We start from the raw sequence: 20,333 nt of genomic DNA on the forward strand, positions 1-20,333 counted from the left end.
TTCACTGAGTCGGTATTTCATCGATCCTTGATAAAGAAAGTATCTCTTCCAATGAGCCAAGTACTATTTTATAGTGATGAATATGGATTATTTTTTTTACCCATCGTGGAATATGATGAACCTCATGGGTGATCATCATAATCGTTAATTGGTGCTTTTTGTGGAGTCCTGAGATAAGTTCAATGATCATTTTTTGAGCAAGGACATCAAGCCCTGTAATGGGTTCGTCAAGCAGCAAAACATTTGGCCGTGTTGCCAATGCCCGTGCTATAAGTATACGCTGTTTCTGTCCCCCGGACAATTCGGAAAAAAATTCTTTTTTTAAATCCAGCATTCCAACGTCTTTTAAGCATTGTTCTACCAATAAATGATCGGTTTTGGAAGTGGGACAAAATGGTTTCCTCTGTCCGAAAGTACCCATCAAAACGACTTCTTCCGCGGTAAATGGATATATTTCGTCTAAGTGTTGACGCTGTGGTACATAACCAAATCTTGGGGCATAATCGTCACCATAAATGATAGATCCATGGATCGGGGAAATAATGTGCAGAATGGTCTTAAACAGTGTGGTTTTGCCACAACCATTTGGTCCGAATAAGACTGCGAATTCACCCTTTTTTAAAGAAAAATTAATGCCGCTAAGAATAATATTCCCGCTATATCCAATAGCAACGTCTTTTAATGTAATACAGTTTTCGGTATTCATACGTGGTTAAGATTTGGTTTTGAGTGCCGTTACAATCTGATTAATAGTATAATCAAAAAGGTCAAGATAGTCTTGAATTTCTTTTTGCCCTCCGACCATAATCGGTAAAACGACAACCTTTGCCCCTGTCCGTTCAGAAACAAATTCAGGAATTTTGCGTTCACGAAATTGTTCAATAAGAATAAGTTTTACCCCTTCATCTTTCATCATGGGGATAAGGGTATTGAGATGGGAAGGTGAAGGGGGAATTCCCGGTTTTGGTTCAAGCTCACCTATTACATTCAGATTAAACCTTTTTGCAAAATAGGGGAAAGTCTTGTGATAAGTGACAATTTTTGTTCCTTGAAAAGGGTCCATCATTTTTTGCCATTCTGGCAATTTCTGATCAAGTTTTTTTATAAAATTGTTTAAGTTATCTTTATAATAATTACAATTTTCTGCATCAATTTGGCAGAGCCGGTCACAGACATGGGTAGCGACTATTTTCCCATTTAAAGGATCCAGCATGATATGGGGGTTCCCGAAGGGGTGGATGTCTCCAGCAGCACGAGTGAGTGCTGTGGGTACCTCTAAAATATGAACCCCGGAAGATGCAACAATATATCCAGAATTTCCCGGAAGTATTTTTTGATTTCTTGCACTTAAAACCAACGGCGGTAACCAGCCCATCTCTAACTGCAATCCTCCCTCAATAAGCATATCTGCTTTATTAAGCTTAACAATAAAACCGGGTTTTGCATCTACAAAATGCGGATCTTCTGTCGGTTTAGAAATGGTAGTTATGTTAACTTTTTCTTTTCCGATTTCACTAACTAAAGCGCTTAGGTCAGATGTTGTTGCAACGATATTTAACTTTGCCTGGGCAACGGATACCCAGCTTAATACACATAACAAGTAAAGAAATATTTTCATAAAAAAACTCCTGAGCAAATAGCCATTATTGTTCCAAATTATACACGGACAAACAAGTTTGTCGTTCGACTGAGTGCTCACGACGAAGTCCGTGCCACCCTTTAAAGTTTTTTTGCGTGACCTCTGTTGTTAACAGTTTTTAAAATTTATGCGCCCCATGTGTACCCAGTAAAAATTCGAATTGCAGGAATACAGAATGTTCTGAAGTATCATTCCCTAATATATCATCGTAATTGTATTGTAACCGAATTTTTGAAAATTCCGATGGGTAAAAGGTAAGATTGGGAGAGAGTCTCCAACGTTCAAATCCTAAAGGATCGGTTGCTCCTTCTTCTCCATCTACATAGTCTCCCCGTAGTCCTGCCATCCACCGTTTTTTAAATCCCCACATGATTTGAGAATATACACCCCAGTTATCCAGCACTTCATCGGGCAGACCGGCATTTATATCTTCACTGGCCTCGAAACGTCTCCCCATGACCTCAGTCTGCCATGTTATAAATGGAAAACCACCTTCAGCATATCTGGATTTCCATTTCCAAAACATATCTACACCGTAGATAAGCGTATTTTTATCTCTTCCTGTAGAGTTTGGTCCAAAGGCTGCAGAGGCACCCAATAAAATAGTCTGTTCCTCTGTCAGATCAAAAGAGGTTGCAATACGGGGAACGTAAAGCAGATCTTCCATAGCGCGCACACGCGTCTCAACTGCCTCCCGTCCAAACAATGCCTCTTCATTCCTGAAACTATGAGCCGTTTCTCCCTGGCTGTCCTGTACCGTAAAGAAGAGTTCCGTATAGATATCTGTCGGGGCTATCCAGGAGATTCGTGCTCCGGGATTTCGCAGTCCATCTGCGCCCAAAAATCGACCATTCACCAAGGGTTGATCAGCATAATCCCATACATGGGGATGCGTGGGATTTAATCTGCCAAATTCCGTAAAGAAAGTACCTGCCTTTACTTGTAAATTCAAGGGGAGAGACATTGAGGTCAAATAGGCCTCTTCCACTTCAAGAAACGATTCACCCTCTTTATCAATTTGAAAGATGATAAAGGCATTTCCGTAAAAATAAGGATCTACTGCTCCCTGAAATGATGTTTCCAGATTTTGCACGGTAAATCCACGTTGTATGGGGTCATGAGCACCCGTCTCGAGGCTTTCCAAATCTTCAGCGGTTGAAGCCGCTGCTGAAAATAATCCAATGAAAGAGAGTCCCATATAAGTCCCTCCTGCGCTCCATAAAGTTATCGGCTGAGCGGGAGACCATTGTCCAATGCTTGGACTTATGGATTGGTCTGGTGTGGCAGTTGAGGGTAACGCAGATTCCGCAGGTGAAAGGGATAAAGCTTGAGAAGGTAGAGGTGAAGTTGTGCTTGTATCTGTCTGTTTCGGCAAGGGTTCTTCTTCTGCCACAGGGGTTTCTAAGGTTTTTGTTTCTACCCCGGCAGTAGTTACCTCGTCCTCTTCTAATATGTGTGATTTTTGTTTTTCGAGTTCTTTTTTTTCTTTTTCAAGAGTAGCGATCTTTTCCTGCATCTCTTTAAAACGGATATCATAATCCCGTTTCATATTGACAAGCAGTTCCTTCATACCCTGAAGTTGACCAACAATCTCATCAAATTCATCCTTACTAATACTAATTTCTTTTGTACCTTCTGCAGTTTCTTCTTGTCCTTCTGTGATGCTCATCGGTTGAGAATCTTTATCGGTTGTTGACGTTACTTCGCCATATACTCTGGTAATTGAGAACGGCCGTTCATCGCCGCCTGCAATGAGTATGCATGCGAGCAATGTATAGATTATCCATCTCATACTATTCTCCTGTTAAACGCCTCGAAATGAGAAGATTAGGAATAATTTAACGTTTAGGAATTCAATGTAGGGGCACGGTGCACCGTGCCCCTACGGGCTTAGTGTCTTTGTGTTTTAATGGACTAAATTATGTAGCTATGCAGAAAAACAGGAGAATGAGGGAGGCGGACGGATGGTAAAATTATGGATGGGTAAAGATGGAATGGCGGGGTTGGAATAATATGCAAGACTGATGTAGATACACTCGCATTGTGCATCTACTGATAGAAATCGTGCTGAGGTTGAAGGTGTCTTCAGCCATTGACAGATTTGACATGTTTCGGAGTCGTGCTGATAACCGTTTTCTGAAATCTCAATGTGTGAAGTATGAGAGGTGTCAATAGTCTTCCGTGCGAGAGGATGTTGCTTGTGGTTACAATGCTGGGTATTTAAAAAACTATTGTGAAAACCTCCGAGTGTTAAACACAACAGTAAATAGGGAAGAAGAGTCGAAACAAACAGGATATTTGTTCGATTTTTGTTTCTGGTAAAATACTTCGTTAATGGCATATACATTGGAGAAAAATGTTATTTAACCTTCAAATAATGCAAGGCATGCTAATACCTTTTTCACGGTAAGTCAAGCGAAAATCTTAAAAGTCTTATGGTTTCCCTCTCAGCATCCTGTTCCAATAAAACCATGGTAAAAAATATTTCTTAAGCAACCACATACTGTATCTCTCCTTTGATGGATCCAAAGGAAATGTAGGGGTCGGTTTTTTGTCATAATCAAATTCTGTTAAGAGTAATTTTCCATAGCCGGTTGCTATCGGACAGGAGCCGTAGCCATTATATTTTATTGCGTTCGGGATACTACCATCATTCATATACTGCAATAAATTCTCCACAACGACTGGCGCCTGCTTTCTGACCGCAGCGCACGTTTTTGCATTAGGGGTGCCTGATGCGTCCCCCAATCCAAATACATTCATATATCGTTTGTGTTGCAAGGTATCTTTGTCTAAATCAATCCATCCCGCCTGATTTGCCAGGGGACTTTCTTTGATGAAATCAGGTGCTGACATGGGGGGAGTGACATGAATCATATCATATTTCATCGTTACTTCACTTACCGGCTTTCCTTCCTCTAACAGATCAAAAACAGCTTCCCGTGTACCGTACTTAATTTCTTTCAGATTGTGATGCCAGCATGTTTTTATACCGTACCGGTGCACAACCTTTGTAAGGGTATCAGCAAAAATCTTTATTCCAAATATCTCACCGGCAGCAGTGGTAAATCTTACCTCTGCCTTGTTTAAAAGTCCTTTCCTTCTGAAATAATCGCTGGCTAAATACATGGCCTTTTGTGCGGCGCCTCCACACTTCATAGGGGTATTTGGCTGAGTAAAAATGGCAGTTCCGCCCCGGAAATTTCTTATGCATTCATACGTATAGGGAGCAAAATCAGGGCTATAATTGCTGCACACACCATTTTTGCCCAGAGATTCCTTTAACCCATGAATCTTATGCCAGTTGATCTGAATGCCAGGACAGAGGACTAAATAATGGTACTGTATCTTTTCTCCCGATTTTAATACTACTTTATTTTGATCGGGTAGGAGTTTTACTGCAGCGTCTTTTATCCACCGGGCATTTGCAGGAACAACATCGCCTTCATTTCTCACGATTGCCTTTGTATTGAAGATACCGGCTCCGACAAAGGTCAGACCGGGTTGATAGTAGTGTTTTGCTGAAGGCTCAATGATAGCAATATCTAAGCTGTTATTTTTCCTAAAAAGTGTTGAGGCAACGGTAATGCCTGCTGACCCCCCTCCAACGATTACGATTTGATGATGTCTGAACCCCATACTTTTCCTTAAAGGTTTAACTTGATTGTATAAGAATTTTCATTTTATTTGAGCGGATCTTCAGTAGGGTGGGTTAAACAGAGCAAACACACCATTTACAAATACCGTGAAGGTGGATTCGGTGTAAAAAAACAACGCCTTAATCCACCCTACTTATAATTTATCCTGCGGCAATCTGTCAAAATTATGTGCAATCTTTATCCTGGCAGTAAAGCCGTGGGCAAATTACCTTTTTCTTTCCCTTACAAGCAAAAACAAGAGCAAAGAATGAAACCACAGAGCGCACAGAGGAATATTCTGTGATTTTATAAAGGAATTTTCCTTGTAAATCAGGAGTTTACAAGGATTTCCTGTGTACTCTTAAATAAGTTTTGGCAATGCCGGAAAATATATGGGGATAAAAATTTGTCGATGAATTTAGACAAATTATTCTAGCTTCTTGGATTTATATTGCTGAATAAGTATTCTCACGTTTTTCTTTGTGCAGTTTAATTTGTTATATCGTAAGACATTATAAGATATTTACGAAATTTAACTGTGAAGGAATTTGTTTTGCATAACTCAATCTATACGATTACGTGATTATCTTATAACTTTTATTTTTTGAAAGGAGGATGGAATATGAAGAGGATCATTTTTTTGGGTATTGGTCTGGCAGGAATAGTGGGTTTAATGAACGGGGTATATCATTCGCCATCTCTGGCAGAGGAAAAGCAAGCGCGTGTCAACTTACCCATCAAGAGACTTACCAGTGAAATGGAAAACAGGGTAACGAATATGATCGAAGGGATATTAGAGGGTAATCTGAATTACGTGAAGCAGGAGGCTGGTGCCCTTCCCGATCTGGGCAAAAAGATACTCGATAACTTTTTTCCGAGAGGTCAATGGTTTATGATGGCAGAAGCCTTGAATCCTGAGGAGACCAAAAAACGAAGAGCGGTTTTTACTGACTATATAAACAAGATGGATGCACATGTGAAAGAAATTCAAAAAGCTGCGGATTCAAATGATGAAGGAGCGACATTAACCGCCGTTACGGATTTAGTACAAAAGACGTGTATTGAATGCCATAAATTATATCTTAAGTAACTACTGGATGGGAATTATAGATTCCAATCGTAGCGATTGGTCGGGTATAAAGGTGGCGTGCAGATAACTACAAGATCTGCATGCACCTTTTTATATTTTGATATATTGCAGGATTTTATTTTTAGGCTGGAAAGGAGATGTTCATGTGTAAGAGATTTATTATAACCCTCGGTATTTTACTTGCCATGGCCTTTACAGGTGGAATTATTGGAGAGTTGTCTCATACCATGGTTTTTGCCCATGGGCATGGCCGTCACCACGGGTGTGATCATTGTGGGCATTATGTATGTCCGGGTGATTGCGGGAAATGTGAAGAGTGTATAGCAAGGCGAAAGGCTGCAAAGGAAGCGGCCAAGAAGTGTGAAAAATGCGGACATGAAGAGTGCCCCGGCAATTGCAACAGGTGCGTTGATTGCTTACAGGAGAGAATAAATAAATTGGAAAAAGAGTTAGAAAAGAAGTAAGAGTTCAGTTTACAGCAGAGGCCGCTAAGGTCGCCGAGATTATGAAAGAAGGAATTAAGATTAACGGAAAAAATTAAACATTTCATGCTAAATGGGCAGGGTGGACTTCGTCATGATGGTTTGACAAGCTCACCATGCACGGCACCCCACCCTGAGCCTGTCGAAGGGTCAGTCGAACGGTTAAGACGCTGTCTTTTGCGCCGAATACACCTTCATATTACCCATTACCCACCCTCAATCCCCTCCTGGGAGGGGACTCAGGGGTGGGTTCCTGTCGCTTAAGCCACCCTACCCAACTGGAAAGGAGATATTTATGCGTAGGAAATTTATTATAACCTTTGGTATTTTACTTGCCACTGCCTTTACCTGTGGAACAGTCGGCATGTCCTACCGGACAGTTTTTGCCAATGAGCATAAGCATGAGCATGAGCATCACGGTGTCCATGCAGGTGAAAAATACAGTGTAAAAGGTGTCTTCGTCGAGGGATGTAACTGCAATATACCATGTGCCTGTGAATTATTCGGATTGGAGACGGGCTGTCATACGGTAGCTGTACTGTCTTTGAGTGATAGTAGTTATGACGGTGTAGATCTGTCAGGCGCAAAGATCGCCTACGCAACAAAACCTGGTGATTGGGTCATTATTTATATCGATGCAAAAGATGATCAACAGAAACAAGCGGCCATCAGGTTTACCAAGGGTATTTTCGGCAATTACGGCAAAGTCGAGAAGGCCGATAGCGCTAAAATTGAATTTTCTGGAAAAGATGGCAATTACACCGTTAAGGTCGATGATGGCAAGATTATGCAACTGACAACTGAACCGGTTCTCGGTGGGGACAACAAAACCCCTGTAATGCATACAAATACCAAAAGTAAATTGACCCCGGTTTTTATGCAGGGCAGGGTTATCTCTGGTAGTTTTAACGACGGTGAACGGAAATTTGAACTGAAGGGTAGTAACTCTTACTTTAACGCAAATATGCATTGCGAAGGTAGTTCCGAATAAAATTTTGCACTCAAATCTCCCGAATCACATTTTCGATAATCGTTGGACAAATCAAGTGCTGTTTCGGCATTAATGTTTTCCTAAAATTTCTGCAAAGTGGAAAGGTTTTGGTGGGAAAACCTACGCATTTGAAGAGGCACTCGAAGAGAGGGGGAAACAACCATTAGGGCATTAGTATTTTTCATAAATAAGCCGGACGGGAGAGGGGAGTTTTTGGCAGACATTTGCCGTGTATCTAAAAAGTTGCTACTAAAGGAGGCATAACTTATATTTCAAACAAAAATTTCCTCCCCCCCTCCGATGGGGAATAAAGGGGAAGGATCCACTCAATAAAGGGGACAAACAACTGTCCCCCGCTGGCGGGGGTGAAGGAGGTGGACTGGCATTGCAAAAATCGATATTTTAAGTCGCCGGAGGTCTAATTTATGAAAAGATTTCAATCTTCTATGATTCCCTGCAGGTAGGCCAGGAAGAGGGATACAGGGATGAGTAAGTTTGCCAGAACACACCCCCGGTCCATCTTTTTAGAGGGGAGATAAAAAGTCTGCCGAAGACAGCCTAACTTAAGTCGCTTTTATGCATACTTAGGCATTTCAAACCGATGTGTAGTGTCAAGGCGCGCCTTGACGCTACACTGTTTAACTCGATCCAAACCCTTCCCCATCTTCATGTGGATTTGGTTTGGGATAGCAACGGTCGAGAAACTCCGGCTCAAAAAAAGTAACATTTTCGCCATTTGAAAATTGTCTTTAAATAAACCGTCACCGCTTGTTCCCAAACCATGTGCTGAACTTGTTGAAGCATCCGTTTGGGAACACAATTACAGAGAAACTGAGTTTCTCGTTCAGTACACTCCCAAATCATGTCCTCATGGAGATGGGGAAGGAGTTTGGGAGCGAGCAGCTAAAAAATAAGGTTTTACCGTCTGCATAGCGCGAACTTCAGCTCGCAGGACATCGACATAAATGTCGTGCTATATGTTCCGACTTGCTCGAGTCAGGATGTTTTTCAAAAAAGTAAACTGTTTCGAAAAAACCAATTTATTGTGTTTTATAGGGCGGCATGGACTTAGTCGTGAGCGCTCAGTCGAACAATTAAGGCGCTGTCTTTTTCGTCGAATCCACCTTCATAATACCCACCCCTCAATCCCCTCCTGGGAGGGGACTCAGGGGTGGGTTCTCTGTCGCTTAATCCACCCTTATATAATTATCTGTATTTTTGGTGAAAGATTGAGCGATTCCTTAATTGACACCTTGTAATGAATACACAATTTATCGGGAAGGAGGATTTACATGTATTTTAAACAAATTGAAGTGCCGGGAATCGGTTGCCTTTCCTATGTGATTGGTTGTCCCGCCGCAAAAGTTGCTGCAGTTATTGATCCGAAAAGAGATGTACAGGATTACCTTGATATCGCAAGAAATCAAGGAATGAAGATAACGCATGTTATCGAAACGCACATCCATGCCGATCATGTGAGCGGCAATTTAGAAATTCGCTCCCGTACCGGCGCTGATATCTATTTTCATGAAACAGCACCCGTCTCCTTTGAACATAAAACCTTAAAAGAAGGGGATTGTATAGAATTAGGTACGGCAAAACTCGAGGTGGTTTATACTCCAGGACACACACCGCATTCTCTCTCTCTTTTAGTAACTGATAAAAGCCGATCAGAAGAACCATGGCTCATTCTCAGCGGCGACCTTCTTTTTGTTGGAGATATAGGAAGGCCTGACCTGGCAGGAAAGGAACTGTTAGAACAGCAGGTAGAAAATCTTTATGAAAGTATTTATAAAAAACTTGGTAAATTATCCGACCGTTTAGAGGTATTTCCTGCACATGGACAAGGTTCGCTTTGCGGGAGAGGAATGAGTTCTAAAACCAGCACTACTCTGGGATATGAGCGCCGCACAAACCCTCTGCTCAGTCTTGATTCTGTGGATGAATTTAAAAAGCACTTCATGCAGGAATATCCCGCCCGTCCAAAGAGTTTTTCACACATTATATCGATGAACGCGAAAGGTGCGCCATTGCTGAATAGACGCGCTGATAACAGACCTCTTACTCCTCCTCAATTCCGGGAAGCAATGGGAAGGGGTGCAAAGATTCTTGATACAAGAGATGCGCCTGCGTACGGTGGCGTGCATATTCCGGGAAGCATTAATATTGGCTTTGGAAGTCAAATGGCCAACTGGATTGGCATGGCAGTGGAGCCAGAGTCGGATATCCTCCTTGTCTTTACCGAAGATGAAAAGTATCGGGACATGTGTACTCTCCTTTACAGGATTGGTTATGATAATATTCTTGGGTATTTGCAAGGCGGCATTCCCGCATGGCAGGAGCTTGGTTATCCGATAGAGAGGCTTTCCCAGATGTCGGTGCAGGAATTACAGGAAGAAGTTAAAAGAAAAATCTATCTGCATATAGTTGATGTAAGGGCGGAAGCTGAATGGAATAAAGGGCACATAGAAGCAGCCGAACATTTGCCATTACCGGAAATGCTTCTTAAGGATGTGTATCTGCCAAAAGGAGAAAAAATTATCGTTACCTGCCGTGTAGGATATCGTGGGAATATAGGGGCCAGTTACTTACAAATGCGTGGATTTACCAATGTGCACAATCTTGCCGGTGGAATGCAGGCATGGGCTAACGCAGGGTTTCCGTTAAAGGTATAATATTATTTTTGCTTTTGTCTCTTCGGGAAAATGCAGCTTAATCTAACTTACCAGCAAATTACCGATAATCTGAATTCATCAAGAGAACTTATAAGCCGCTTGCTGAAAAAATGGAACACCTCGGTAAAATAAAACTGAGCAGGAATTCGATCGAGCTAATCAATATGTGATATTCATTAACTTGCCATGAACAGATAAGCAATCAATTTTGCCATTCAATTTTAGGAAATGGAGATTATTGGTTATACCGCTTCGGTTATTATTGGAATTTCACTTGGCCTTATTGGTGGAGGTGGCTCTATACTCACGGTGCCGGTGCTGGTTTATCTTTTCGGTATTGAGCCGGTTCTTGCCACTGCGTATTCACTTTTTATCGTCGGTGTTACAAGTCTTGTTGGCGCTTTGCCCAAATACAGGCAGGGGCTGGTGGAGCTGAAAACTGCGGTCATCTTTGGCATACCATCCATAGCTGCAGTTTTTGTTACCCGCAAATTTCTTGTGCCGCTAATTCCTGATCATCTTTTTAGCGTGAGTGGCCTTGAAATAACCAAACCTGTTTTTATCATGGTTTTGTTTGCCTTCTTCATGGCTTTTGTTTCTTACTCCATGATAAAAAATGAAATAAAGGAAAATGAAGATCAGCAGCCACAACGATTTAATTACCCCATGATAGTGCTGGAGGGAACTTTTGTTGGTATTCTTACCGGGCTTGTAGGCGCCGGCGGGGGATTTTTAATTGTTCCTGCTCTGGTAGTATTCAGCAAACTGCCGATGAAAATGGCTGTAGGAACTTCATTGCTTATTATAGCTGTTAAATCATTGATTGGTTTTACCGGTGATCTTGCTCACTATACCATGGATTGGCAAATGCTGCTTATTGTTACAACAGCAGCCACTGGCGGAATATTTATTGGCAACGCCATGAATAAAAAAGTTCCCGGGGAAAGGCTGAAAAAATCGTTTGGCTGGTTTGTGCTGGGGATGGGTATTTTTGTTATCGTAAAAGAGTTTTTTTTCAATAAGTGATGTGACAGGTTGATACAAAAGAAAAGAACGTGAGGATGAACAATGGAATATGACAAAACGAAAGAACCCGCGCCACAAGAAAGCCTGGATATTCCCAAAATAACGGAACTCTTAACGCATCTGTCCGTGCGGATTGATTCCCTCGAAAGATCGTTAGCAAACATGGAGGGTATTACTAAAAAACTTCCTGTGGTAATGGCGATAACAACCGATTCAATTGACGAGTATTATCGAAATGCTGTAAAATCCGGGATTGATATTGAAGAACGCTGTAAAAAAGTGGGGGAAATGTTAATCCAGATTACCGACCCCAAAAAAATCGATACCCTTTCCCAGGTAATAAAAAATATAGATACCCTGGCTTTACTCCTGAAACAATTCGAGAGAGTGCCTGACACCCTGGCAATGATTGTGGATTCATTTGATGAACTGTGCAAAAATGCTGAACGATCAGGAATCGATTTCGGATTGATCATGAAACAGGGAAAAGATGCAGCATCAAAAATGAACGGGCTTCTCAGATCAGACGAGTTGAAAGTACTCATGAATTCCGGCATTCTGAACCCTAAGGCGGTACATATAGTAGCGCAAGCCGGATGCGCGCTTGCGGATTGCAAAGAAGATCGTCCTCAGAAAATTGGAATATTAGGACTGATAAAGGCGTTAGGAAATTGTGACCTGCAATGCGCACTCGGATTTCTTATCAGTTTCGGTAAACGATTTGGGCGTTTGCTCAAAAATAATGGATTGTAACGACTGAACAGAAAAGCACAAGAGCTTTTCCCTTAATACTCTCAGCACAGAGGAGATCTTTCCATGTCACAAAAAGATACATATCAGGTAGTAATTGTCGGCGGCGGTACTGCCGGTATTACGGTAGCAGCGCAATTAAGCAGGAGCAGTAATCCCACCGAGATTGCCATAATCGAACCTTCAGAGAAACACTATTATCAACCAATATGGACACTTGTTGGTGCAGGGGTATTTTCCCGGGAGATATCCGAAAAGAACACAAAAGACGTCATACCTTCAGGGGTTGTCTGGGTAAAGGACAGGGTTGTCCGATTTGATCCTGAAAACAATAATCTCACCACGGAAACAGGGAAGACAATAGAATACAAATATCTGATTATTGCTGCTGGAATTCAGCTTGATTGGGACAAAATTTCCGGTCTAAAGGAATCAATCGGAAAAAACGGTGTTTGCAGCAATTATTCTTACCAAACCGTCAATTCAACCTGGGAAAGCATCAGCAATTTTAAAGGCGGTAATGCCATCTTTACACAACCAAACACTCCTATTAAGTGCGGCGGAGCTCCGCAGAAAATCTGTTATCTGGCAGAACACTATTTCCGGAAATCAGGTGTACGGGAAAAAAGCTCCATTACCTTTGCGCTTCCGCAAGGGGTTATTTTTTCCGTGAAAAAATATGCAAACGCGCTTGTGGAAGTAGCCAAAAGGAAAGGAGTCGATGTTAGGTATCAGCATAATCTTGTGGAATTACGGCCAGATAAAAAGGAGGCCGTCTTTAAGAAGGTGGAAACAGGGGAGGACGTTATCATGAAATATGACATGATTCACATCACCCCGCCGATGAGCGCCCCTGATTTTTTAAAAAACAGCCCGCTTGCCAGTGAAAACGGATGGGTGGACGTACATAAAGACACCCTGCAACATAACCGTTTTGAAAACATCTTTGCGATTGGCGACTGCAGCAGCCTTCCTACATCAAAGACCGCGGCGGCTATCCGGAAGCAGGCGCCGGTACTTGTCAGAAATTTGTTGGCGAAAATAAACGGAACACCCTTGATGGATTTTTACGACGGTTATACCGCATGCCCCATTGTAACCGGATACGGAAGTCTCATTCTTGCAGAATTTGATTATAAGTTAAATCCCCGGGAAACCTTTCCTTTTGACCAATCGCAGGAACGTTACAGCATGTACGCCTTGAAAGCTTATGTTTTACCAAGGATGTACTGGCATGGCATGCTGAGGGGGCGTGCATAATTATTTATGGGCAGAAATTGTAAAAGGGGCTTTAATCTGTGTGCCACCGCCCCATGATAATGGCAATAAAAAGGTTGAAGATGCAATTTCAGTTTGAAAAGGTATCTATAGAAATATGATTAAGAGAGAGAAGAGATATGATACGAACTCATGGTAAATTAATAATTGTTTCAATATGTAGAATTACCATTGCAGCAGTGTTTTCTGTTATTGTTTTTGGTTTTGTTCATTTTCAACAACCTGCTGCTTTTTCACAGCCTGAGAGTAATTCTTATTATTGTACTTAATAGTGTTATTGTAGAGAATTATTGGTCAGAAACAAAAATGTCACCCCTGGAACGAATGTTATTTATGGCCCAGCTGGATAATCCAAAAGGGAGGCCTTTTACCGTTGGTGAAGAACAGCGGAAGTGGCTGAAAAAGGATCTTTCCGGCATCAGCAAGGCCACACCAATCGTTGTTTTTTCTCACTCGCCTTTATACAAATATTATAAACCATGGAATTTTTGGACGGACGATGCAGAGAAAGTCCAGCAATTGTTAGCTCCGTTCAAATCAGTAACGATTATACACGGCCATACCCATCAGGTGCTTACCAATAAAATAAGGAACATGATTTTTCACGGTATGTTGTCCACTGCATGGCCCTGGCCTTATGCGCCTGAGGGTATTCCGGCACTTACCATCCAAATGGATAGGGCAGACCCGTTTAACCAGTTTGATGGCACCGGATGGGGAACAGCAGACGTTATTTCCCGGGGAAATATTAACAAAACCTATCAGCTCTGGGACAGGAACCCGATGGTGGTTTCCTACGAGAACGTATTAGCTAACAGAGAGCCGGTAGCGGGTCCTTCGTATTAGTAGCGTGCAAAAGATATTTTTTGTAGTGGCAAGGCGCGCCTTGCCGCTACGGTCTTTTCCGGCTCGTTCGGATTAGGCGATTTAAGGGATGAGATTTTAAACTTTTATGATTCTCTTCAAAAATTATTAAGGGAGATAACAATGAAGATCGTATATAAGATTTTTTTCAGTTTTTACCTGTGTCTGGTAATGGTTGCGTATGCTGCACAAGCGGAAGATATTTCTGGCGGCAATACATCGAATGATGTCCGGCCGTCAGGGGAAAATGCCGTGCAGGTTGTTACTGCCTGTGATGGGAGGAAAAAGGTGATCGTGGAAGGATGTAATGAAGGAGAGGTCATGCCAGCACACAAAGCGAGAAAGGCAGCGGAACTTCTGATGCAACTCATGGAATTCTGTGAGGAGGAAATTACTGCGAAATTACCGAAAACCGAGATGTTTATCCAGCTTTCTGTCAACGGCATGCCATATGTTACCGTCAGGGATACAGAAGAAATACCCCTTGTATTAGTACATGGAGGAAAATCGCATACGGAAAGGGAAAAGAAGGTATGGGCAGCTGAAATGGATCGTATGATTAGTGAAGGATATGTGTTGTTTCATAACCCCAGCCTTGGCAAAAACGGGATTTCCTGCGACATGTGCCATCCGGATGCGGCAAACACTCACCCGGAAACATATCCCAAATATCAGACACAAATGAATAAGGTAGCTCTGCTGAGAGACATGGTAAACTGGTGTATTGAAAACCCCATGGAAGGAGAAAAGCTTGCAGAAGATGATCCCAAAATGAAGGCTGTAGAGGCATACATACTTTCTGCTCGTGTTGGCAAGATACTCGATCCGGGCAAGCATTAATAGGATACCGGGAAAGATCTTTTTGATAGTAAAGAACAAGGAAGTACCACAAGAGGTTACGGTAGAGGCCGGTAAGTCTACCGCCGCAAATTTTGAGTTAAAAAGAAGAAGATAATCGCTGACCAAAACAGACCAGGTTGTAACCTCCCCTCTTTCCCCTCCTTCGCAAGGAGGGGAGAAAGGGGATATCATTCAAAAAATATTCTTCGCTTCGGGAAGCATTTGCAAAATGATCATTTTTGGACCGGTTCCATCCAGGCGTTTGGGGCGCAGTCTTGGTATTAACAACATTCCACCGAAAGTTTGCACCTATTTATGTGTTTATTGCCAGGTGGGGTGCACGATACGAATGCTGGTCAAACGCCGTGAATTTTATAAACCCGATGTTATTCTGAAAGAAGCGGAAGAGAAAATCGAGAAGGTAAGGGAATCAGGAGAATCCGTTGATTACCTTACCTTCGTGCCAGACGGTGAGCCTACCCTGGACGTCAATCTCGGTCAGGGGATCGAACGGATGAAATCGTATGGGATTAAGATTGCAGTAATTACCAATGCATCCCTCATCTGGCGTGCAGATGTCAGAGAAGACCTTATGAAGGCTGACTGGGTCTCTTTCAAGGTAGATTCTATCCGGGAAGATATTTGGCGCACGATCAATAGGCCTCACAAAACTTTGCAATTAGCCTCGATTTTAAACGGGATGCTTGAATTTGCTAACGTTTATAGGGGAGAACTGGTGACAGAGACGATGCTCGTAAAAAACGTTAACGATGACGAAGATCATGTACGGGCGTTTGCTGATTTTCTGGTTTAGTTAAAGCCCGCCAAGGCATACCTGGCCATCCCCACAAGACCACCTGCCGAGAAATGGGTACAGTATCCACCGGAAGAGAAAATCGTCCGGGCCTACCAAATTTTTCGTGATAAAATCAACTGTGTAGAATACCTAATTGGCTATGAGGGAAATGCCTTTGCCTTCACGGGAAATGTAGAAGAGGATCTCTTGAGCATCACGGCAGTGCATCCCATGAGTGAGGATGCGGTAAAAGAATTCCTGGATCGGGCAAAGGCAGATTGGCCCATTGTTCATGAGTTAGTTGCCCGCGGTCAGCTTATCAGGAAGGAATATGATGGAAAGATTTTCTATATGAGGAAGATTCATTGATAATTCCTTATAGCCCGGTTAGTTTGCGGATCTTCCGTCATCTTTTGTTGCTTGAAAAACTGATGATCTGACGTCACTGCCACATTGAGGGATGTGAAATACAGAATTCGGCGGGTCCGCTTATTCTCGTGGGAGATGCCTTTCACAATTTTGTTGACGGGGTAGTCATTACCGCGTCTTTTCTCACGTCTTTCCCCCTTGGGGTGGTAACTGCGCTTGCGGTGATTGCACATGAGATACCCCAGGAAATAGGGGATTTTGCAATCCTTCTTGCAGGAGTGGGAACTATTGTTTTGTTTCATTTGCAACATGAATAGAAAGGAGGTGATGTTTTTTAACCATGGGAATAAAAGACTAACCGATTTAAAACCAGGTGATTCAGGGAAGGTAACGGATATGGAAGGAGGTTGTGAGGCACAGAGAAGATTCAATGAGTTGGGGCTTACTGAAGGGACAGAGGTAACCCTAAAGGCGTATCCCCATTACGGCAAACAGTATGTTAGGCGTCAGGGAACGAAGATCGTAACGGAAGACATAAAGGAGTTGCTTTCCTTGCTACCAGCGGAACACGGAAAGTGCAATAAATTTGACAGGGAATGGATAAAAGAGGGCAACGAAATAGAAATTATGCGCAGACTCGACCCTGAGAGTGTCACCTTTATGGTAATGAATGATGGGAAATCTCATGTGCTGGGAGCAGGTCTGACAGAAAAGATATTTGTGGTGAAGGCGCTATAAAAGGAGAATTTATGGAGAAAAGCAGGCTTGAAAAGGGTGGTTTCTTCCTTAAAGAGATAACCCATGCCCTCTGCGAAAGTCCCTTATCTCCCTTAGACCTAAAACAAGCGCGATTTTTAAAACCTCGCCTGTTTTACGTCTAGAGTGATTTCAAAACCTGCTGTGTCGAGCGGTCTGTCCTCCTCGGAATTCAGATATTGTTCATATTATTTTTATCCGTTGAGGAGAACATTTGCCGTAAACATTCCCAATTAATGTTATTTTTTCGATACTCTTCCCTCTGCGATTTTCTGCCGGGCAAGCTCATCGGCAACTTCAGAGGTAATCCTTCCCTCCTGCTGCGCTGTTTCGAATATTCTTAAGGTGGCGTCGTACAGACCTGATATCTTTTTCATTACCTCGTTTACATCATATTTCCCAAAGATATCGCCTGATGCGTTGAGCATGCCCCCCGCATTGATTACATAATCAGGCGCGTACAAAATACCTCTGTCGTAAAGCATTTTACCGTGGCGCGCTTCGGCAAGCTGGTTGTTCGCAGAACCTGCAACAATACAGGCTTTAAGCTGGGGAATGGTGTTGTCGTTCAGCACTCCTCCCATTGCACACGGAGAAAATATATCAGCTTCCTGCGAATAAATTTCCCCGGGGGCAACCGCCTTTGCCCCATAGTTTTCCACCACATGAACAACAGCTTCGGGATTCACATCGGCAACGATGAGTCCTGTGCCGGCCTCATGCAGATTTTTACAGAGATGTTGACCTACCTTGCCAACCCCCTGCACCGCTACCGTAAGCCCCTTGAGAGTATCACGGTTAAGCTTATGTTTTACTGAAGCCCTTATGCCATGAAAACATCCAAGGGCAGTAAAAGGTGAGGGATCGCCAGTTTTCGCCAAACCGAAAACATAGTTACTCACCCTTGCAAAAATTTCCACATCCTCAACGCCAATGCCGATGTCTTCTGCCGCGTAATATTGTCCACTCAACTTCTGAACATACCGGGCAAATGACGTAAGGAGTTTCTCATTCTTCTCTTTAAGCGGGTCGCCGATGATTACCGCTTTTCCTCCTCCCAGAGGCAGACCGGCAAGCGCATTCTTATAACTCATTGCCCGGGAAAGCCGAAGCACATCATACACGGCATCACTCGTGGTGGCATAAGGCCACATTCGACATCCACCGGCGGCAGGCCCTAATGTAGTGTCATGGATGGCAATAATGGCAAACAGACCAGACGTTGCGTCACGACAAAACAGAACTTGTTCATGATTATCGTATTCACTGTTATCAAAAACGGACATAGAGATTCCTCCTTAAATAATCATAGTGAAACATCCTCTACCGCAGAGGAATTCCGTGCAGGGTTCCTCTTTTCCCAGGCTTTTTCTTCAATTCAAGACACATACTAAAATACTTACGGTTTCTTTATCCTGTCTTTCCAATAGTCTGGATTTCTCTGTAAATTTGCAACTACAACTGCAACAACAAGAATCTCTGTGTCCAATATCTGGTATATTATTCCATAGAGAAAGCGGCGCAGTTGGTATCGGTGGGTATCGTTTGTAAAGGGTGCCAGGCATGTGGGAAATTCTTAATTCGGTCAAAGGCATGGAGTGCTTCAACTAACAATGCATCTCCCAATCCACCAGACTCAGAATGTAATATTCAATAGACTTATCAAGCTCTATTTGAGCTATTTCAAGGAATCTTATCTGCAATATTTCCGGTATTTTAATAGAACTTCGTCAAATGTTACAGTCCTGATCTTGCCGGCCTGATATGCAGCGATCCTTTCTTCAACCTCTTTGCGCCATAAACTGTCTATCTGTTTGTCCGGTTGTTTCAGACTATCCAGAAGGTCATCAACAAGAGACGCCCTTTCCTTGAGCGGAAGTGTCAATGCCTCTTTTAGTATTTTCTCAGATTTTACGGCCATTTTTGTGACTCCGAGTGATTATTCGTTATTATTATCCTTATTTATAGGTTCGAAAACAATCAAACAAGCTTAGTCACATTCTAATAATTTTATAACAATAGTCAATCACTTAATCGGTTTAATCAATGGCAGGTTAACCGTCAGCAATGGTAGCAGAGCTGAGCGGTGATGGTGAGATACCGTGCCTGATAAAGTGGTGGCCCAAGGCTTCGGTCATAGAAAAAGGCTGAGACGGGAAACAAGGGAACATAGGTGGAGGCAAAGAAAATCGGAAAGGCACACCATAAGGAGGAGTAATCTCACCGTTACTAGACAATCTCTACCTGCATCTTTTGGACAGGATATGGGCGAGACAACGACTGGAGAAGAAACTCGGAGCCAGAAAGTACGCTTTGCCGACCATTCTTTCCAGATAACGGTTGACCTCAGGCCGCGGCCCGTTAGGAACGTAGTGCCTGCAGCGAATAATTGGGCACCTCCCCACTTTACGGTGACACACCACAGGTATGACTAAATGCCGGCCGGGAGCTTTGATGCCATCAGCTTGCGGCGGTTCAACCTTCTGCCATCTACGATAAATGTTCCATCACCTACAGCGTGAACCGTGCGCTTCTCTCTCCGAGCCGGAGCCGCGTGCGCGGCAACGGCCTCCAGCACAACGATATTGTGCTTCCTGACGATGTCGATGACTCTGCACTCGATGTTAGCAAGACACTCCTTAATTAAGGGAGCCTTGACCATTTTTCCCGGCATGGGTGTGAGCTTGAACCTGGTGAATTTGTCCGTGTCTACGCCTGAGCATGTACCTATGCCAACCACCTTATCCAGCATATCTACGGTGGGAATAGCGATAACGCACTCCCTGGTCCTTCTGAGAGCACGAAAGGAGTAATTCCACGCCCCAGTGGTCATGGCAAATCTGGGCGTGAAGTCCATCACCATGGTCCAGGAGATGGTCATGATGTTGTTCTTCTTCCCATCATTGGTGGTCACCAGAATGACTGGCCCGGATTCCATTAGTGTAAAGGCCTTGCTTAGCTTCAACAATCTCATAGATACCCCTGCTCAGAGTTGTGTAAGGTTGGGTTGAGCAAACAGACTGTGCCAAATGAAACTGTTCTTTGACAAAAAAGTTTGAAAAAGAAACCCTAGCAGGCACTATTTTTCAAAAGCGAGTTGTTTCAAGCTGAAATAATATGATAAGTGACTATCGATATC

The 20,333-nt window shown here is 42.9% G+C and carries 17 protein-coding genes and 3 pseudogenes; 13 read left to right on the plus strand and 7 right to left on the minus strand.

All coding sequences use genetic code 11. The features are described 5' to 3' along the window. Position 1: 1 nt before the first annotated feature. From E3K36_13860 to E3K36_13875, 4 genes are all read right to left on the minus strand, one after another. Positions 2 to 706, minus strand: a complete 705-nt coding sequence (locus tag E3K36_13860; protein MCF6156295.1) for a metal ABC transporter ATP-binding protein — start codon at positions 704 to 706, stop codon at positions 2 to 4. A 6-nt stretch (positions 707 to 712) separates the two neighbouring features. Beyond that, positions 713 to 1,618 (minus strand): zinc ABC transporter substrate-binding protein, encoded by a 906-nt coding sequence (locus tag E3K36_13865; GenBank protein MCF6156296.1) that lies wholly within the window; start codon positions 1,616 to 1,618, stop codon positions 713 to 715. Positions 1,619 to 1,757: 139 nt separating this feature from the next. After that, on the minus strand, positions 1,758 to 3,431 hold the full coding sequence (locus tag E3K36_13870) for a hypothetical protein (protein MCF6156297.1): 1,674 nt from the start codon (positions 3,429 to 3,431) through the stop codon (positions 1,758 to 1,760). A 641-nt stretch (positions 3,432 to 4,072) separates the two neighbouring features. Next, on the minus strand, positions 4,073 to 5,278 hold the full coding sequence (locus E3K36_13875) for an NAD(P)/FAD-dependent oxidoreductase (protein MCF6156298.1): 1,206 nt from the start codon (positions 5,276 to 5,278) through the stop codon (positions 4,073 to 4,075). 621 nt (positions 5,279 to 5,899) lie between these two features. Here E3K36_13875 and E3K36_13880 point away from each other — a divergent pair. The 12 genes and pseudogenes from E3K36_13880 (at position 5,900) to E3K36_13935 (ending at position 17,176) form a co-directional block, all read left to right on the plus strand. Then, complete coding sequence (locus E3K36_13880; GenBank protein ID MCF6156299.1) at positions 5,900 to 6,367, plus strand: hypothetical protein; 468 nt, start codon at positions 5,900 to 5,902, stop codon at positions 6,365 to 6,367. A gap of 143 nt (positions 6,368 to 6,510) precedes the next feature. Beyond that, positions 6,511 to 6,831, plus strand: coding sequence for a hypothetical protein (locus tag E3K36_13885; GenBank protein ID MCF6156300.1), 321 nt, complete (start codon positions 6,511 to 6,513; stop codon positions 6,829 to 6,831). A 313-nt stretch (positions 6,832 to 7,144) separates the two neighbouring features. Next, the gene (locus E3K36_13890; protein MCF6156301.1) at positions 7,145 to 7,840 is read left to right on the plus strand and encodes a DUF1326 domain-containing protein; all 696 of its coding nucleotides are present in this window, start codon (positions 7,145 to 7,147) and stop codon (positions 7,838 to 7,840) included. A 1,292-nt stretch (positions 7,841 to 9,132) separates the two neighbouring features. Then, positions 9,133 to 10,515, plus strand: coding sequence for an MBL fold metallo-hydrolase (locus E3K36_13895; protein ID MCF6156302.1), 1,383 nt, complete (start codon positions 9,133 to 9,135; stop codon positions 10,513 to 10,515). Between the two features lie 228 nt (positions 10,516 to 10,743). Next, positions 10,744 to 11,541, plus strand: a complete 798-nt coding sequence (locus E3K36_13900) for a sulfite exporter TauE/SafE family protein (protein ID MCF6156303.1) — start codon at positions 10,744 to 10,746, stop codon at positions 11,539 to 11,541. A 42-nt stretch (positions 11,542 to 11,583) separates the two neighbouring features. Beyond that, positions 11,584 to 12,294, plus strand: a complete 711-nt coding sequence (locus E3K36_13905; GenBank protein MCF6156304.1) for a DUF1641 domain-containing protein — start codon at positions 11,584 to 11,586, stop codon at positions 12,292 to 12,294. Positions 12,295 to 12,357: 63 nt separating this feature from the next. Next, entirely contained in the window at positions 12,358 to 13,551 is a 1,194-nt protein-coding gene (locus tag E3K36_13910) for an NAD(P)/FAD-dependent oxidoreductase (protein ID MCF6156305.1), read from the plus strand. A 324-nt stretch (positions 13,552 to 13,875) separates the two neighbouring features. Further along, the gene (locus tag E3K36_13915) at positions 13,876 to 14,415 is read left to right on the plus strand and encodes a hypothetical protein (GenBank protein MCF6156306.1); all 540 of its coding nucleotides are present in this window, start codon (positions 13,876 to 13,878) and stop codon (positions 14,413 to 14,415) included. A 141-nt stretch (positions 14,416 to 14,556) separates the two neighbouring features. After that, entirely contained in the window at positions 14,557 to 15,273 is a 717-nt protein-coding gene (locus tag E3K36_13920) for a hypothetical protein (protein ID MCF6156307.1), read from the plus strand. A 229-nt stretch (positions 15,274 to 15,502) separates the two neighbouring features. Next, a pseudogene (locus E3K36_13925) lies at positions 15,503 to 16,438 on the plus strand (radical SAM protein). 62 nt (positions 16,439 to 16,500) lie between these two features. Further along, a pseudogene (locus tag E3K36_13930) lies at positions 16,501 to 16,755 on the plus strand (hypothetical protein). After that, positions 16,748 to 17,176: a ferrous iron transport protein A gene (locus tag E3K36_13935; GenBank protein MCF6156308.1), complete on the plus strand. Its 429-nt coding sequence runs from the start codon at positions 16,748 to 16,750 to the stop codon at positions 17,174 to 17,176. The pseudogene E3K36_13930 and the gene E3K36_13935 overlap by 8 nt, the downstream one beginning before the upstream one ends. Positions 17,177 to 17,433: 257 nt before the next feature. Here the strand turns inward: E3K36_13935 and E3K36_13940 are convergent, their stop codons facing one another. Together E3K36_13940 and E3K36_13945 are read right to left on the minus strand one after the other, a co-directional pair. Continuing rightward, positions 17,434 to 18,480: an amino acid dehydrogenase gene (locus tag E3K36_13940; protein MCF6156309.1), complete on the minus strand. Its 1,047-nt coding sequence runs from the start codon at positions 18,478 to 18,480 to the stop codon at positions 17,434 to 17,436. A 407-nt stretch (positions 18,481 to 18,887) separates the two neighbouring features. After that, positions 18,888 to 19,115: an addiction module protein gene (locus E3K36_13945; protein MCF6156310.1), complete on the minus strand. Its 228-nt coding sequence runs from the start codon at positions 19,113 to 19,115 to the stop codon at positions 18,888 to 18,890. A 167-nt stretch (positions 19,116 to 19,282) separates the two neighbouring features. Here E3K36_13945 and E3K36_13950 point away from each other — a divergent pair. Continuing rightward, positions 19,283 to 19,468, plus strand: a pseudogene (locus E3K36_13950) (group II intron reverse transcriptase/maturase). A gap of 157 nt (positions 19,469 to 19,625) precedes the next feature. On the opposite strand, the gene E3K36_13955 reads toward E3K36_13950, so the two are convergent. Beyond that, on the minus strand, positions 19,626 to 20,168 hold the full coding sequence (locus E3K36_13955; GenBank protein MCF6156311.1) for a flavin reductase family protein: 543 nt from the start codon (positions 20,166 to 20,168) through the stop codon (positions 19,626 to 19,628). Positions 20,169 to 20,333: the final 165 nt, after the last annotated feature.

The sequence above is a fragment of the Candidatus Brocadia sp. genome (assembly GCA_021646415.1).
In the GTDB taxonomy this organism is placed as follows: domain Bacteria; phylum Planctomycetota; class Brocadiia; order Brocadiales; family Brocadiaceae; genus Brocadia.

Coding starts and splice junctions, on each gene's coding strand:
- E3K36_13935 (MCF6156308.1), top strand. CDS start 16,748: ATGAATAGAAAGGAGGTGATGTTTTTTAACCATGGGAATAAAAGACTA.
- E3K36_13915 (MCF6156306.1), top strand. CDS start 13,876: ATGTCACCCCTGGAACGAATGTTATTTATGGCCCAGCTGGATAATCCA.
- E3K36_13955 (MCF6156311.1), bottom strand. CDS start 20,168: ATGAGATTGTTGAAGCTAAGCAAGGCCTTTACACTAATGGAATCCGGG.
- E3K36_13875 (MCF6156298.1), bottom strand. CDS start 5,278: ATGGGGTTCAGACATCATCAAATCGTAATCGTTGGAGGGGGGTCAGCA.
- E3K36_13880 (MCF6156299.1), top strand. CDS start 5,900: ATGAAGAGGATCATTTTTTTGGGTATTGGTCTGGCAGGAATAGTGGGT.
- E3K36_13910 (MCF6156305.1), top strand. CDS start 12,358: ATGTCACAAAAAGATACATATCAGGTAGTAATTGTCGGCGGCGGTACT.
- E3K36_13920 (MCF6156307.1), top strand. CDS start 14,557: ATGAAGATCGTATATAAGATTTTTTTCAGTTTTTACCTGTGTCTGGTA.
- E3K36_13900 (MCF6156303.1), top strand. CDS start 10,744: ATGGAGATTATTGGTTATACCGCTTCGGTTATTATTGGAATTTCACTT.
- E3K36_13940 (MCF6156309.1), bottom strand. CDS start 18,480: ATGTCCGTTTTTGATAACAGTGAATACGATAATCATGAACAAGTTCTG.
- E3K36_13905 (MCF6156304.1), top strand. CDS start 11,584: ATGGAATATGACAAAACGAAAGAACCCGCGCCACAAGAAAGCCTGGAT.
- E3K36_13945 (MCF6156310.1), bottom strand. CDS start 19,115: ATGGCCGTAAAATCTGAGAAAATACTAAAAGAGGCATTGACACTTCCG.
- E3K36_13895 (MCF6156302.1), top strand. CDS start 9,133: ATGTATTTTAAACAAATTGAAGTGCCGGGAATCGGTTGCCTTTCCTAT.
- E3K36_13865 (MCF6156296.1), bottom strand. CDS start 1,618: ATGAAAATATTTCTTTACTTGTTATGTGTATTAAGCTGGGTATCCGTT.
- E3K36_13860 (MCF6156295.1), bottom strand. CDS start 706: ATGAATACCGAAAACTGTATTACATTAAAAGACGTTGCTATTGGATAT.
- E3K36_13885 (MCF6156300.1), top strand. CDS start 6,511: ATGTGTAAGAGATTTATTATAACCCTCGGTATTTTACTTGCCATGGCC.
- E3K36_13890 (MCF6156301.1), top strand. CDS start 7,145: ATGCGTAGGAAATTTATTATAACCTTTGGTATTTTACTTGCCACTGCC.
- E3K36_13870 (MCF6156297.1), bottom strand. CDS start 3,431: ATGAGATGGATAATCTATACATTGCTCGCATGCATACTCATTGCAGGC.